Source organism: Pseudomonas sp. SDO55104_S430 (genome assembly GCF_054070595.1).
In genome coordinates this window covers 13,992-29,165 of sequence record NZ_JBSVXG010000009.1, presented here as the reverse complement: position 1 = coordinate 29,165, position 15,174 = coordinate 13,992, and the positions used below count along the sequence as shown (strand labels likewise).

The window sequence follows — 15,174 nt, the reverse complement described above, 5'->3', positions numbered from 1 at the left end:
GCGTAAAGTGTCTTTCTTAACTTTCCATTTTTCACGCGTAACAGGCTTTTGTCTGGTTTCATGGGTCGGTTTGAAGCGCCATTACTTATAATGGGCAAGTGATTGAGTCAATGGTGTAAGAACTAGGTCTTGGCATAGCTGTTGTTATTGAAGGTAGCTGATGCTGATATTGTACGTTTTACCGAATGTGATTCTTGAAAACTGAGAGGATGGTTCCCGCTTTGGAGGGGTTATCAATCTAGATATTTGAAAATATGCTTCCTCATAAGCCATCAGAGGCTATGAATGAGGACTTATGTATGGCACGTATTACTATTCCAACTCGTGATCAAGTCTCACCCAGCACTCACTCCACATTGGATGCAATTGGTAGCCACGTTGGGTTTATTCCTAATATGTTTCGGATGTTGGCCTCCAGCCCAGACACTTTTTCCGGGGTCATCAGTTTCCAAGGTGCAATGTCGAGGGCTTTGAATGTTAGGACGCGTGATGCTATCGCGTTAGCGGTGGCTGAAGTCAATGGCTGCCATTACTGCATGAATGCGCAGGCTTATATTTCGACTAAATTAGCAAGTATTTCATCCCAGGAAATGGCGCTGAATCGGCAGGGGCGATCAGAGGATCCCAGGCGTGCTGCTGCAGCTCTGTTTGCTAAATACCTGGTGGAGCGCAACGGAAAAGTAACAGATCAAGAACTCGCTGCGGTACGCGCTGCAGGCTATACCGATCCCGAAATCATCGATATCACCGTTTTAACCGTACTGTGTCTTCTGACTAACTTCATCAACAACATGGCGGATACCGATGTTGATTTTCCTAACGTAAAGCGAAAAGACGTCGCGTTCAGGGGATGAAAAGCATCGCGGATTCTCGATGCTGCAAAGCTCACCCGTCCTACCCATCGCTTAGTTATCAAACTTCTTCGGCCACGGGCACAAATCACACGTGTCCCTGATCTCGCACGTTTCTGAAATACCCAGATGCCTTCGCGAAATACGATCGGGGTTGTGTCGCTTTCGGGTGCAAATGAGACCAGATAGGGATTGTTCTCTCTGAAAGCCCACAAACCAATAAAATATCCAAGAAATGAGGTTTCTAATGGGGCGTTCGTTTTGCCTGGCAGCAGTTCTGGCCACACTGATGGGACATAGTATTGTAGCCGAAGCGGCCGGTGTTGAATTCTCGGTCGGACAAACAGGTGAGTCTACTATGACCTACCGGCTAGGGTTACAGTCAGATTGGGGAAAGAGTTGGTGGGAAAGTGACGTGGGTCGTTTGACCGGTTATTGGAGTGGTGCTTATACCTATTGGGAAGGTGATGAGACGGCAGGCAATAATAGCTTGTCCTTTTCACCCGTATTTGTTTACGAATTCTCCAATAGTTACTTCAAGCCGTTTATAGAGTTGGGCGTAGGTGTAGCGTTATTCTCTGATACCGAGATAGAAAATAACAGTCTCGGTAGCGCTTTTCAGTTTGAGGATCGTTTTGGTGTAGGATTGCGTTTTACTGGTGGGCATGAAATTGGAGTTCGAGCGACCCATTATTCTAATGCTGGGATCACCAGTAATAATGATGGGGTAGAGAGCTATGCCGTTCATTACACCATGCCGCTGTGATTCATTACGATGGCTAAGACGGAAGGCTGACACTAAATACTGAACAGCTAAAGTTTTATCCTGCGCAGGAATTTATGAATGTCACATCCATGGCAATGCTGTGAGGAATGCGCAGGATAAAGAGGTTGCCACCATGAGCATCAGTACATTTTCAGCACGTCTGTCTCTTGGAATTGCGTGAGCAATGTCTTCCAGTGCTCCAGCGTCATGCAGCTCTGCTCGGGTGCATGCTGTAACAATCTACCCAGCGCTGCGGAGTGGATGTAGACCTTGGTATACATCAAAAGCTGGGATCTTGGTCCTTCAATCCGTACCGTCAACAGTCCAGAATCGACAGAGAATTGATATGAAGCATCCACAGTGAACGTTCATTCGGAGGAAAGTCGCACTCCCGCGCATACTCCACTCGAACTGGAAATTTATGAAGCTCCGAGACCATCAATGCAACCAGCCAGAAAGCGGCTTGGAACATTTGCCCGAGATCGGTGGCAGGATCATGGGCAAATCGACGTCGCCCGACGAAAGAATGGTTCGAGACTGGATTGGGCCTGAAGCCTTCGAGCATTGGGTGCAACTGCGAAGTTGGATTGATCGATCCTACCCAGGCGTCTTTGATCCTGAATGGCGGTACCGCGGCGGTAAGCGTGGGTGGATTCTGCGCTACAAGAAGACCAAAGCGTTTTGCACGTTACTCCCTGGGTACAAGTTGCTTTCGGTCGAGGTGGTCTTGGGCCGAGCAGAGCGAGAGACATTCGAGGAGCGGCGTTATTTCTGGCGCCCTCAATTAATCAAGCTTTACGATAATGCGCGCACCTACACTGACGGAAAGTGGCTGGCCATCGAGGTTTCATCCGAAGAAGACCGGCGCGAAGTGATGGAGCTGGTCAGTATGAAACGTCCCCCTCTTGCGCTCGGCTGAAGATCACTTACATCAAAGCCGCAGGCACTCAATCTGTGTGCCAACGAAATCAAGATTTCGGTAACTGACGACTTGATGCCCTTAATCCTCAGTTAAAGCTCTGACTTGACCGGAACTGAAGTCGAACAATGCCCTGGATGATGTGGGTAAAAAGCCGGCCAACGCCCCCTCTGCAACCGCGATAAGATGCCAGAACGATTTCGGTTCTTGAGTACTTTATGTCCCAGTTCGACTGGCTCAGCCATCTCCTGAAAATGATCACCGTCACCGGCCAGTTAGAGGTCCGTTGTGCCTACGGTGCGCCTTGGCGCGTAGATAGAATCCAGTCCCCGGCTCGTGAAATTCCTTATCACATCGTACTCAACGGGCGAGCCGTCTTAGAGGATCCGGAGAGAACGGTGAGTACGGATTTGGTGGCTGGCGACATCGTGCTGTTGCCATACGGGTCGGCGCACGTTTTGCACGATGGCAGCGGCCAGGAGCCCAAACCCACCTGCAATCATCAGGGGCTCGGAGGATGGACGGTCAGTGAGAATGACGGCAATGAAGAGCGCCTCGATATGTTGTGCGGAAGGTTTTTCATCGAGCCGCCGCATGATCGGGTGATTCACAATTACTTGCCCAAGCAGTTGGTGGTACGCGCCGTTGACGAACTTAATGATGACGGCACTGGTGTCGCCTCGATTCACCTGGCCAACCTTGTCAGCCTGATGCGGATGGAGTCCAGGGGAGACAAACCGGGCGGAAACGCCATGCTCAATGCACTTTCCTCTGCGCTGTTCACGCTGGTATTGCGCACGGCTAGTGAGTCCGAACGAGCGCCATCAGGGCTACTGGCGCTGGCTGGCCATCCCCGGCTGGCTCCCGCTATTTCAGCTATGTTTAACGATCCGGCGCGTGCTTGGACTTTGCCCGATCTCGCTGACTTGTGCAGCATGTCACGGGCAACTTTCATGCGACATTTTCAGGATAAATTGGGACGCTCCGCGATTGAGCTGCTCACTGATATACGGATGAGTTTGGCCGCCAACGAACTTAAGAAGCCGTCGATGACCTCCGAGGCTGTGGCTGAGAGGGTCGGGTATCGATCCGTAGCGGCATTTCGGCGCGTATTCTCCCAAACGATGGGAATGACAGCAGGGCAATGGCGTCGCCAAGCTCATGGCGACGAGTAGTGCGCTTCTTTTGTACAGATTGCCTAACAGTCACTCGCCCCTGGATGGAGCGGCCTCTTGATGAGTGAGAAGCACGGTTCTTGCTGCCTGCGGTGCATCTCGATCCCGGCAAAACGATTGACGTCCTGAAGTGACGCAGCGCCGCCCATAATTAAGGTTAGATTGATCCTTTTGAGTTCTTTGTTGAGCTAATCCAGTCTCGAAATTAACACTCTCGCAGCCTAAAGTGGCGACTCCTGACAACGTGATGATGGAGCCAAGCCATGAGCCGAATCGCCATTCCCATCGAAATGTTCTCCCGTGACGCGGCATTTGATGCCTCTGTGCCGGCTAAGGGTATTGCTCTTGGTCATGGCACCAATAGGGATGGTGCGTACAGCTATCTCAATTCGGTTTCGAATGCTTGCGCTACGTCGACATCCGATAGACGTAATGTCGATATCCATTATGTTTGATGTTCAGAGATGCATAAGCACTAAGTAGTACCAACTTCCAGAATTGAAGTAAGTCACTTTTGCGAGCGGCGTTGGCAACGCTCGCCCAAATTCCGGGTGGCAACTCGAGAGTTTTGTTACTCATAAAAGTTTTCACATATAGGAGTCACCATGTCTAACGCCATTATCGAATGCATCCTCAGCCGCAGTGCAGCCAAATATTACGATCCCGCCGCCACCCTAAGTGACGACCAAATCCGTGAGTTGGTGCGAATCGGCACCAGTGCGCCCACATCCTTCCACATCCAGAACTGGCGCTTCATTGCAGTACGCACTCCTGAGGCGAAAGCGCGGTTAAGTCCGATTGCCTGGAGCCAGCCCCCAATTATTGAAGCCGCAGTGACTTTCATCATTTGCGGTCAATTGGCTGATTCCAGTGTCATTCCACAACGCCTTGCGCCGTTGGTTGAAGCAGGCGTCATGCCTGCTGCGATGGTGGCGGATTGGGAGGCTCCTGCGCGCGGATTGTATCTGGAGCATCCGCAGCGCCAGCGGGACGAAGCTGTGCGCACTGCCACTTTCGGTGCGTCGGCGATCATCTATGCCGCTCGGTCGCTGGGCCTTGGTTCTACGCCAATGATTGGTTTCGACGCCGAAGCGTTGACCCGCGAGTTTGGACTGGCCGAAAACGAAGTGCCGGTCATGTTGTTGTCCATTGGCGCAGAGCGCTCGGGAAACTGGGCGCAGAAACCACGTCGCCCCTTGGATGAAGTGTTGGATTTCATTTAATTGTCAGTAAAACCAGTAAATGACGGAGAGTGCCATGTCTAGAAGTACAGTTTTAACACCGGAACAAGTACCGGCTGATTCGAAGCCAACGCTCGATGCGTTCACCAAGAACATCGGGTTCACTCCAAATATGATGGCAACCTTTGCGCAGAGTCCAATTGCGTTCAACGCTTGGGCGACACTGCTCGGATCTTTGAGCAAAGCGCTCGACGTAAAGACGCGTGACAGTATCGGTCTCGCCGTTTCTGAAGCCAATGGGTGCGACTATTGCCTGACTGTTCACAGCTTTACGGCCGAGCATATGGCCAAGTTGCCAGCCGATGAAGTTATTCTCGCTCGCAAGGGCCAGGCCATCGATCCAAAGCGCAACGCAGCCCTTCAGTTTGCGCACAAAGTGATTGAGACCCGCGGCAAGGTCAGCGATGCGGATTTGAAAGCTGTCCGCGACGCGGGCTATACGGATGCGAACGTGATGGAGATCATCGCGTTGGTCGCCATGTATTCCCTGACTAATTTCTTCAATAACGTGTTTGATCCGCAGAAAGACTTTCCTGCCGTGGCATTGGCAGGGTCGATCTGAACGTCATCCGCACACATCGATATTCTCTGAACAATGCTGAATGTCATGTGATGCGCAAGTAACGGTTAAGCCTGGGGCGCTCCAGATAAAATTCTGGATACGCATCCGGGCTTTCCGCTATTAGCAACCGCTGCCTTGCTGAGCAGAGATGACATCAGCGTTTGTTATTTTCTTTATCGACGAGATTTCCGCTCCTGGGTACTCATTAATGCTTGCCTTTAGGGGCTGTAATGATTACGGAGTCCGTTGCAGTTTATGCAGTGTGCGCAGCGCACGAGTGATCTGTGAGTTTGGGCGCGCGCACCGTCGGAACGGGGAAGTACCCGAAGGAAGACATCAGGATGAAGGGGCCGAGTAACGGTGCAAGGAAAACCGTTCGGACGGTTTCTCAGGACGGTTGCTCGTTGCTCGATGTTGAGGGCATTACCTCAACAAAGCCGTTCTATGATTTCGAAGAGTCGGTTGCAGGAAGTATCGAGAGACGGTTCTGGCGCAGTCGCAACACCGAGCAAGAGGCCGGAAGCCTTCGCGGATGGGCTAGCAAACCAAGCGGACAGAGGCGACGGAGCCATCCCATAGTTCATTGCCTCACGCACGATTTGGACGTCGGGTGAAGCATCCGGGAGTTTGAGAAGCACTGCCAACCCAGCATTTGACCAGTCAGCATTGTGCGTTCTTAGCCGCGCACATAATGCTTCACGCTGGGCAAGATATAGGCGCTTAAGCCGGCGAACACGTCGGATGTAATGGCCTTCGTGCATGAATTGAGTCGTGGCGAGTTGAATGACCGGAGAGGGGGCAGGGGCTAGCGTAGCGGCCACCTCAGAGAACGCGGTGACTAGTTCAGTTGGCGCAACGACAAATCCAAGACGCAAACCCGGGCTTACAGTTTTGCTGAATGAGCCCACGTGGATGACCCGCATGCCATCATCCAGGGACGCTAGGGCAGGGGCCGCCCTCCCATCCAGCTGAAGCTCACTGAGGTAGTCATCCTCGATAATCCAGGCGTCATTCGCTACCGCCCATTCAAGCATTTGCAGTCGTCGCCTTAAAGACAGGGTTGAACCCAAGGGCGCCTGTTGCCCAGGTGTCACAACAGCAAGGGCAGCTTCCGGAGCGTGCTCAATCGCGTAGCCAACATTGAGACCTTCTGTGTCTACGGGGATTGGAACGATGTTCAAACCAGCCAGCTCCAGACCTTTGCGGGTGAGAAAAAAGCCGGGCTCTTCCATCCAAACCTTTTTGCGGTCCAAGCCGAGAGCCCGAAGAGCAAGTCCCAAGCCGGAACTGTAGCCGGAGGTAATAAACACCTGCTCAGGAAAGCAATGAAGATTCCTGGCAATAGAAAGGTATCCTGCGATCTCTCGGCGTAGCTCGAGCTCGCCCCTGGGGTCGGGGTAAATCAGTGAAGAAAAAGAGCCTGCCTTCAACAAATTGGACGATCGGGCGCGTGCGAATAACTTTTCAAGGCCCTCAAATGCAGGGATGCCCAACTGAAAGATCGCAGGACCGGCGTTCATCCGCTCATAGGCTTTCATGAACGCGCCAGGCTCCGGTGGCGCTGACTGAGCGACCGCGGTTCGGGGCCGCGGTGCAACGTGGGTGCCTTTTGCACCGGACGTTTCGATCATCTGGGAATCAGATAAACGCTCATAAGCTTCTTGAACAGTCCCGCGCGCTACCCCCAAATGCGAAGCCAGATCTTGCCATGAAGGTAATCGGGTGCCTGGCGCTAGCAAGCCTGATTCTATTGCCCTGCTAATGCTTAAACGAATTTGTTCCGACAGGGACATCTTTGCTGCTCGGTCAAGCTGAATCTGCAGGTGTGAGTTCATAATCTTGGTACACACAAAAGTTGATGATCTTGGTTCTTATATTCGTACTATCAACGGAACAAGATGCAAAGACTGAGATGGGTCGCTGCATTCATGGCAATGATAAATAACCCGCCAATTCATTCAAGTAAAACATTGTGCTAGATCACACACTCAGAAATACCGCAAGAAGATGATATAGCTCGGGTGCCGAAGCGTGAGATGGTGTTGACCTTAATGACAAATATTGCAGCCGTAATGTTGGTGAGATCATTTTCGGTCATCAACGTGTATTGCGGCAGCCACTGTTGATTAACAAGTTTTCGCTTACGCAGCAACGAGTGATGGTTGAGAGAGTGTAGTGAAAGTTGGAGGAACGACGCTTTCTTCTGCCAAGCAGAATGATTCGCTATCAAGAGTGAATTAGAAGGCAGGAACGCAGCACGTCAGATAATTCGAAGCGTAGATATCATGTCCCACATGAGCGAGCGTCCCAAAGAACTAGAGACATCTGCTGAACAATATCTCGAAAGGAGCCGGCATGTCCCTAACGAGAACTCCACCGACCCTCAACTTACTGTTTGATCATAGGAGTCATCATGACCAACGCTGTCATCGAATGTATCGTGAGTCGCAGTGCTGCTAAGTATTACGACCCAACTGCTGTGTTGAGCGACGATCAAATCCGTGAATTGGTGAAAATCGGCACCTCAGCACCGACATCCTTCCACATACAGAACTGGCGTTTTATTGCAGTACGATCGCCAGAAGCCAAAGCGCGTTTAAGTCCTATCGCCTGGAGTCAACCTCCGATCACCGAAGCCGCTGTAACCTTCATCATCTGCGGTCAGTTGGCCGACTCAAGTGTGATACCAGAACGCTTGGCACCTTTGGTTGCAGCCGGGGTAATGCCTGCGGCCATGGTTTCAGATTGGGAACTCCCTGCTCGGGACTTGTATTTAGAACATCCACAGCGTCAGCGAGATGAAGCCATGCGTACGGGCACTTTTGGCGCATCAGCGATGATCTACGCCGCGCGGTCGCTGGGCTTAGGCTCTACACCCATGATCGGTTTCGATGCTGAAGCGGTGTCTCGGGAATTCGGGCTGGGCGATAACGAAGTGCCGGTCATGTTGCTTTCAATTGGTGCGGAACGCCCAGGGAACTGGGCACAAAAACCACGTCGTCCGTTGGCGGAAGTGTTGGATCTCGTTTAATTGTCAGTAAACCCAGTAACTTACGGAGTCTACAATGCCTAGAAGTGCAGCTGTAAAACCGGAACAAGTGCCGGCTGATTCGAAACTAACGCTCGATGCGTTCACTAAGAACATCGGGTTCACTCCAAATATGATGATGACCTTCGCGCAGAGTCCAATTGCGTTCAACTCATGGGCCACTCTGCTCGGCTCATTGAGTAAGGCGCTTGACGTGAAGACGCGTGATGGTATCGGTCTCGCTGTTTCAGAAGCAAACGGCTGTAATTACTGCCTGACTGTTCACAGCTATACAGCCGAGCATATGGCCAAGATGTCAGTCGATGAGATCATTCTCGCGCGCAAGGGGCATGCCTCAGACCCAAAGCGTGATGCTGCACTGAAGTTCGCACACAAAATTGTCGAAACTCGCGGCAAGGTCAGTGATGCGGATTACAAGGCCGTCCGGGAAGCGGGCTACACAGAGGCGAACGTGATGGAAATCATCTCGTTGGTGGCGATGTATTCACTGACGAACTTTTTCAATAATGTTTTTGATCCAGAGAGAGATTTTCCCGCTGTTTTGCCGGCGGGATCAATCTGAGTCTTAGCGGACCAAATCGACTCCAAGAGAAAAACCTTGGAGCTGATGCATTTCAAGCATGGTGAGAAAGGCCGGACGTGTCCCGGAGTGACCTTCCGGGTTGTGTTCGGCCTTTCGTTTTGAGCGGACACATCAAGTGGTTGCAATAACATGGCCACTCCATCAGTCACATGCAGGGTGATGGTGTGCGCTTTCGAAGAGAGTCTTTTGGCACTCTAGATTCTTTTCCCCAAAACTAGCCTGCGGTGGATCTGCAACACCCCGCGGTATAAGTAACATTTATCATAGCTTAGTTTGTTAAGTATTGATTAGGGAAACAGGCGAGAAGAAGGCTGTGTAGTCTCTAAGGGCATATTTATGAACATTCTCCACATCGATTGCAGTCCACGTCATGGGTCGCAAAGCCGCTTGCTTTCAGCAGCAATAGTCGAAAAGCTCCTTGCGCTCGCTTCAGGAGTGAGCATTACCCGTCGTGATATTGGAACTGTACCACTGCCGCACATGTCGCCTGCTTATTCATTGGCGCTATCGACTCCGACCACATTGGCGAATCCGCCAGCTGGAGCGTTCGATCTTTCTGAGACTCTTATTCAAGAGGTTGAAGCGGCTGACGTTATTGTTATCGGAACACCCATGAACAATTTAACGGTTCCGTCTGTTTTCAAAGCGTGGATCGACCAGATTCTTCGTGCCGGTCGTACCTTCATGTCAACGCCGGCGGGGAAGGTGGGGATGCTTCGGGATCGGCCAGTATTCATAGGCGTGGCTTCCGGAGGTGTCTTTTCTGGTCATCGTGCGTCCCAGCCTGATTTTCTCACGCCTTATCTCTCGGTGGTATTGGAGAGCGTTGGCCTAAAAAAACTGCAGTTTTTCTCCATACAAGCGACTGCGTTCCTGGACAGTGAGCAAGCGACTTTAGCCAGGGATACAGCGCTCGCGATGATCGATCTGAGAGAGGTGAAGGAGCTTCTTTTAGAGGAATGTTAATCGAGGTGATTTCCGACCAATCGGTACAACGAGTCACTGGGATGGTTGGGGCGAGGTATTCGGCAGCCGCTGTTCCCGTATGAGCCAAAGCACGACAACAGCCATATGCGTCAGAGGAGCATCTTATGCAATCAGTTCAAATCAAAGCCGTTGAGAGCAAGGATTATGATAATTGGCTCCCTCTGTGGAAAAGCTATCAGCGATTTTACGAAGTCGATATCCCAGAGTGTGTGACGCTCAATACCTGGTTGCGATTCTTGGATCCAGCAGAACCGATGTTTGCGGCGCTGGCGATGATCGGAGATCAGGCATCTGGGCTGGTGCATTCAATTTACCATCGATCAGCATGGGCAATGAGTGATCACTGTTACCTTCAGGATCTATTCGTCGCGGATTATGCGCGTGGTCATGGGATCGGAAGGGCGTTGATCGAGCACGTCTATGAAGATGCACGGCGTCGCGGCGCGTCCCGTGTGCATTGGCTTACACACGAAACCAACCATACTGCGATGCAGCTTTATGACCGGATTGCCGATCGTTCGAGCTTTATTCAATATCGGAAGCTTTTACTCTGATGCATTGTTCCATTATGAGCCGGCCTCATACCTTGGCAGTGTGCGACGGTTTAGAAATCGCTTGATCTAGCCGCAGCATCGCATTCGATTCAGTGTAGGCGATAACTGGGAGCAGCAAAAAGCCGAGGTACCGGCCGACCCTTAGGCAATAATTTGACATTAATTCTGTAGCGGGCCTGGCAACGACGTTATCTCCTTATACTTTTTCCGCACCTTTTCCCTCATGTTCTCCTCCACGGCATAGGTCGCGAGCGCGGCCCTCTGCACGCAATACCAGCTACAGAGATACTTGGTAAATTAGCCACCTCAGCTATGATTTCTGAAAGTTTCAATTCGAAAGGGATTTAGATCGCTAAACCTTATATCATGGTGCTTAGCTATCCACACGATAAGGAATTTGCTCATGTCTCGCCTGGCTGAATTTCGTAAGCTCGAACAGCAACTCGCTCTGCAGATCGCGGAACTGGAGTCCATGAAAAGCGACTCCGGATTGAAAAAGGAAATGGAGTTCGAAAGTAAGCTGCGCGCTTTGCTGGCTGAATATGGCTTCAGCCTGAAAAACGTAATCAACCTGCTAGACCCTCAAGCTCGAAGCGTTCCTGCTACTGAATCCAAGGTTGGCAGCCGTAAGCCGCGGCAAGTGAAGGTGTATAAGAATCCTCATAGCGGCGAGATAGTCGAGACTAAGGGCGGTAATCACAAAATACTTAAAGAGTGGAAGTCAGAGCATGGCTCTGCAACCGTCGAGTCCTGGCTTACCAAATGATTTGACTTAAAAACAAAAAAGGCCCGCTTAGGGCCTGTTTTGTCTGTGTGCCTCGAGTGCTCAGAGGGTGGTATGTCATGAGTAACGAGTCGCGCGCTGAGAAAAATCTGATGCAGTTGGCTTCTCTTGTGAGGAAAACCGTCCTGAAAGAATCGGTAGGCAGAAGCTTTTGATCGCTTCTGCCGAATATCAACGTCAGTTGCGCAGGAGGTTGAAATGCCTTACCTGGACATTCAAACCTTCGGCAAGGCGAGCAACACCTTCGCTGGCGCTACTGACTTGATCTGAGCCTGTAGCGTTATGACTCGCTAGCTCTCTAATCTGTTCGATTCGTTGGCTTATGTCGTGAGCAACCACAGCCTGTTCCTCAGCAGCGCTCGCAATCTGAACCGCCATGTCACTGATCACCCGATTGGCGTGGGTAATATCCTCAAGAGCGTGACCGGCATTATCGGCCTGACGCGAGCCAGCTTCCGCCTGGCTACGGCTTTGATCCATGACGGTAACGGCTTGCTTGGCGCCTTCCTGCAATCGCAAGATCATATCTTGAATCTCTTGAGTCGAATCCTGGGTGCGTTTCGCCAGATTGCGGACTTCATCTGCTACAACAGCGAACCCACGACCCTGCTCTCCAGCTCGGGCCGCCTCGATTGCGGCATTGAGGGCGAGCAAATTGGTCTGGTCGGCAATGCTGCGAATGACATCCAGAATTCCCCCAATACTGGATGTGTCTGCGGCCAGGGCTTGAATCACTTCAGCGGCCTTGCCGATGTCATCGTGTAACTGCTGGATAGTCACCACCATTTGCTCTACTACCTCGCGACCGCTTGCGGCGGAACTGTCTGCTTTTTGGGCGGCTTCTGCTGTCTGGGCCGAATGGTGTGCAACTTCTTGAACAGTGGCTGCCATTTCTGTGATGGCGGTAGCGACTTCCGAGGTATGCAGTTCTTGCTGTCTAATATTTTCGAGTGTGATGCGCGTTGTGTTAGTGAGCTGTTCCGCTGATACGCCGAGCTGGTTGCTAGAGTTCACAACATTAGTTACAACGTCACGCAGTCTTATCACCATTTTGCCGAATGCCTGAGACAGAACTCCAAATTCTCCTCCGTTTTGAGCGTCCAGATTGGTACTGAGGTCACCTTCAGCTACCCTTTGCGCGTCGTTAGAAAGTCGCATCAGTGCACCGCCTACTTTGCGTCGTATCGTAATAATGCCGATGACCGCAATGATGATGACCAATACAACCATCGCACACACCACACTCATGTAAACGGAGCCGGTATGGCGCAAATCATTTACTTCCTGATGAGTCCGCTGGTTGAGTAAGGCGAAAAATTCTTTTACTGGCGTCATAATACGAGCTTTTTCTGCATCGTATCGAGGGCTATAGACTAGGCGAGTGGATGCATCAAGATCTGGCGCTGACCCTTTTACCCCCGAAGCAATGTCCATCGCTTCAGATTCGATTTTCGCGAGCTCGTTTGATGCTTGTTCAGCTTGTTTAAGCTTTGCCAGTTCAGCTTCATTCATACCCTGTTTCCGCATTAAATCAATTAATGCGACAGCGGGGTCATACTTGGTATTAAACTGCTGGCCGGCAGCGAGAAAGTCGATATAAGGATAATTGTAGTTAGAGGGGCGCTTATCTTGGCCGTTCCTGATCGACAAAATCTGATCGTATAATTGTGCGTAGCGGCGCTCACCCGTCACCGCAAAGGTGCGAGCCATTCGGCTCAAATCGTCCGAGCTTTGCCTTAATTCATCTGCCAGTAAATACGACCGATAGCGGTTTTCTTCTCGATCACTCAAGCTTTGTTGATTATCAATCATGGCCAAAACGACCAGGCTGAGCGTTATTGCGCTGACGATAATAGCGGAAAAAATGATTGTAAAAAGCCGCTGAATAGACAAATTGTACTCTCCTTGTTTTGATCAATAGATGAGGCGCGGGAGCGAAAAGCCTGTGAACCAAGCCTTGGAGCTAGGGCGTGCGCATTCTTCTTGGAGATGCATGCCCGAGTATGGAAGTTATTGAAAAGTTTATTTCATCATCAATTTGCCAAAATTCTGACGGGTAATCCAACGGGCGTCGTTAAAGGTGGATCAGTAGCAATCCACGAGTTTTTCTAAAGCTCACTCGGCGATCACGCGGTGATGGCTGTATGTGCTCATTAGCTTGCTATTTCCAAGATCGTTGCCGATCAAGCGCCGGAATAAGCTTAACGCAAGAAATGAAATAACTATTCCAAAATCGTGCGAATCCTTTCTTCAAGTACGCATGGTTTTACTAGTGCTTAAACGCTAAGCTTACTGAATTTTGAATAAGCGTCATCGTTGCGTTCAAGTAAAAATCGAAACGAGAAAGGAAGTAGGGAGTCGGATTCAGAACAGGTAGACCTGCTAAAAGGTAGGCACGCTCAAGCTGGTAGGATTTTGCGAATCCAAAAGAGAGCAAACAACGCAGTAAGCATAATAAGGTACGCAACGAAAGCATGAGGAGCGAGAGAGGGAATTCCATACAACAACAAGGTGTCATTGCCACCAGGAATTATCAAAGCGGAGAAACTCATCAACGAGCCGCCTAGCATCTTTCGAAGAAACATAACGGCACCGGGTTTGCGGATCTTCAATTTGTGGGTTTTCCAAGCCGCCACGATAGCACCCAAAATAAGTGCGCCCGTAGCTGAAAACACCTGAATAGTAACGTCGGGTATAGAGGGGTTGAGCAATTTTGCGGCGTCGTGGGAAAGCACCGTCAAATAACCCCAATTGCCTATTGTGGCATACAGTAATCCGCCATTGATGCCGATGATGGCCATCGACAAAATAGGATCCCAAACATGTTTTGATTGAATGGCGAAATAGTTTAATTTGATCAACTGACGCCTCAATCGGAGTTCATTAGCGGTGATCAAAATAAATGCAAACCACGTAAGAATCGTAAGTGGGGTCGGATGCGATAGATCTAAAAAATAGTCACTTTCAATCTGGGGTTTCAAAAGTGGCGTGGCAAGAGCTCCAATAAACATACCAACAATGGTGCCAACATAGTTGATTTCCCCTTTTGAGATATGTGCGAGTGTTCCGAACACGCACGCACCATTCAGGAAGGCGCCCAAACCAAACAGTGCCCCAGCCATGAGCGTAATTTCAGAAATTTGATAGGCTTTCGATAGTTTTATGATGTCTGGAAAGAGCCAGGTAGTGGGGAGGAGAGCTAATCCAGCTGACGCTATGGCTATGATGAACGCACGGAGATAGGCAGCACGTTTAGAGTTAACCCAGAAACTCACTGCGGCCACCGCACAAATATCACCACGCCCTATGGCGAAGCCCATGAAAAAAGCGAGGGGTATGCTTATAGCTAATAAGGTAATTAATTCAGACAATTGAATGAACCCTCGTTAGCACCGAAACAACAACACCGACATAGACAGAAGCATATCGCTTCGGATATCGGGTCTACGATTCCAGGTACAATGATCCTCTGGTTCGTAGGTTTCAAAAAAATTTGAGCGGGTCGCTCCTGGAAGGTTTACCGAGGTTTTAAAGGTTAGACGCAGATGGGGAGGTCAGCGTGGATGAGCCTCTCAATGTATCCTCAACCACGCTTGAATTTATATCAAAAATGATAGGTTTTTAGAGTTAGAAAATGGTAGTTCTCAATCAGGGTGAAAATCAGCCACCTGGAACCCAGTACAAGCTCAAGCGCGAACTCGTT

General features: G+C 50.5%; 15 protein-coding genes and 1 pseudogene. 12 read left to right on the top strand and 4 right to left on the bottom strand.

Going from position 1 to position 15,174, the window contains the following annotated elements:
* Positions 1 to 299: 299 nt before the first annotated feature.
* The 7 genes from ACW9JE_RS03025 (at position 300) to ACW9JE_RS02995 (ending at position 5,514) form a co-directional block, all read left to right on the top strand.
* The gene (locus ACW9JE_RS03025) at positions 300 to 854 is read left to right on the top strand and encodes a carboxymuconolactone decarboxylase family protein (RefSeq protein ID WP_457431860.1); all 555 of its coding nucleotides are present in this window, start codon (positions 300 to 302) and stop codon (positions 852 to 854) included.
* A gap of 244 nt (positions 855 to 1,098) precedes the next feature.
* Complete coding sequence (locus ACW9JE_RS03020; protein WP_457431859.1) at positions 1,099 to 1,617, top strand: acyloxyacyl hydrolase; 519 nt, start codon at positions 1,099 to 1,101, stop codon at positions 1,615 to 1,617.
* 421 nt (positions 1,618 to 2,038) lie between these two features.
* Positions 2,039 to 2,536, top strand: coding sequence for a DUF3788 domain-containing protein (locus ACW9JE_RS03015; protein WP_457431858.1), 498 nt, complete (start codon positions 2,039 to 2,041; stop codon positions 2,534 to 2,536).
* A 218-nt stretch (positions 2,537 to 2,754) separates the two neighbouring features.
* Positions 2,755 to 3,711 (top strand): cupin domain-containing protein, encoded by a 957-nt coding sequence (locus ACW9JE_RS03010; RefSeq protein WP_457431857.1) that lies wholly within the window; start codon positions 2,755 to 2,757, stop codon positions 3,709 to 3,711.
* A gap of 263 nt (positions 3,712 to 3,974) precedes the next feature.
* On the top strand, positions 3,975 to 4,166 hold the full coding sequence (locus tag ACW9JE_RS03005) for a hypothetical protein (protein WP_457431856.1): 192 nt from the start codon (positions 3,975 to 3,977) through the stop codon (positions 4,164 to 4,166).
* A 150-nt stretch (positions 4,167 to 4,316) separates the two neighbouring features.
* Positions 4,317 to 4,934 carry a nitroreductase family protein gene (locus ACW9JE_RS03000; protein ID WP_457431855.1) on the top strand — a complete coding sequence of 206 codons (618 nt, stop codon included), beginning with the start codon at positions 4,317 to 4,319 and terminating at the stop codon, positions 4,932 to 4,934.
* Between the two features lie 34 nt (positions 4,935 to 4,968).
* A complete protein-coding gene (locus ACW9JE_RS02995) occupies positions 4,969 to 5,514 on the top strand; it encodes a carboxymuconolactone decarboxylase family protein (RefSeq protein WP_457431854.1) in 546 nt (181 codons plus the stop codon).
* 428 nt (positions 5,515 to 5,942) lie between these two features.
* Here the strand turns inward: ACW9JE_RS02995 and pdxR are convergent, their stop codons facing one another.
* Positions 5,943 to 7,307: a MocR-like pyridoxine biosynthesis transcription factor PdxR gene (pdxR, locus tag ACW9JE_RS02990; protein ID WP_457431853.1), complete on the bottom strand. Its 1,365-nt coding sequence runs from the start codon at positions 7,305 to 7,307 to the stop codon at positions 5,943 to 5,945.
* 620 nt (positions 7,308 to 7,927) lie between these two features.
* On the opposite strand from pdxR, the gene ACW9JE_RS02985 reads away from it, so the two are divergent.
* The 5 genes from ACW9JE_RS02985 (at position 7,928) to ACW9JE_RS02965 (ending at position 11,453) form a co-directional block, all read left to right on the top strand.
* Positions 7,928 to 8,545 (top strand): nitroreductase family protein, encoded by a 618-nt coding sequence (locus ACW9JE_RS02985; RefSeq protein ID WP_457431852.1) that lies wholly within the window; start codon positions 7,928 to 7,930, stop codon positions 8,543 to 8,545.
* Between the two features lie 34 nt (positions 8,546 to 8,579).
* Positions 8,580 to 9,125, top strand: a complete 546-nt coding sequence (locus ACW9JE_RS02980; RefSeq protein WP_457431851.1) for a carboxymuconolactone decarboxylase family protein — start codon at positions 8,580 to 8,582, stop codon at positions 9,123 to 9,125.
* 357 nt (positions 9,126 to 9,482) lie between these two features.
* On the top strand, positions 9,483 to 10,112 hold the full coding sequence (locus tag ACW9JE_RS02975; protein WP_457431850.1) for an FMN-dependent NADH-azoreductase: 630 nt from the start codon (positions 9,483 to 9,485) through the stop codon (positions 10,110 to 10,112).
* A 125-nt stretch (positions 10,113 to 10,237) separates the two neighbouring features.
* Complete coding sequence (locus tag ACW9JE_RS02970; protein ID WP_457431849.1) at positions 10,238 to 10,687, top strand: GNAT family N-acetyltransferase; 450 nt, start codon at positions 10,238 to 10,240, stop codon at positions 10,685 to 10,687.
* A gap of 403 nt (positions 10,688 to 11,090) precedes the next feature.
* A complete protein-coding gene (locus tag ACW9JE_RS02965; RefSeq protein ID WP_457431848.1) occupies positions 11,091 to 11,453 on the top strand; it encodes a histone-like nucleoid-structuring protein, MvaT/MvaU family in 363 nt (120 codons plus the stop codon).
* A gap of 195 nt (positions 11,454 to 11,648) precedes the next feature.
* On the opposite strand, the gene ACW9JE_RS02960 is transcribed toward ACW9JE_RS02965, so the two are convergent.
* From ACW9JE_RS02960 to ACW9JE_RS02950, 3 genes and pseudogenes are all read right to left on the bottom strand, one after another.
* A complete protein-coding gene (locus tag ACW9JE_RS02960; RefSeq protein ID WP_457431891.1) occupies positions 11,649 to 12,362 on the bottom strand; it encodes a methyl-accepting chemotaxis protein in 714 nt (237 codons plus the stop codon).
* Between the two features lie 150 nt (positions 12,363 to 12,512).
* Positions 12,513 to 12,629 (bottom strand): annotated as a pseudogene (locus ACW9JE_RS02955) (HAMP domain-containing protein); the annotation flags it as partial.
* Between the two features lie 1,241 nt (positions 12,630 to 13,870).
* Complete coding sequence (locus ACW9JE_RS02950; protein ID WP_457431847.1) at positions 13,871 to 14,842, bottom strand: YeeE/YedE thiosulfate transporter family protein; 972 nt, start codon at positions 14,840 to 14,842, stop codon at positions 13,871 to 13,873.
* Positions 14,843 to 15,174: the final 332 nt, after the last annotated feature.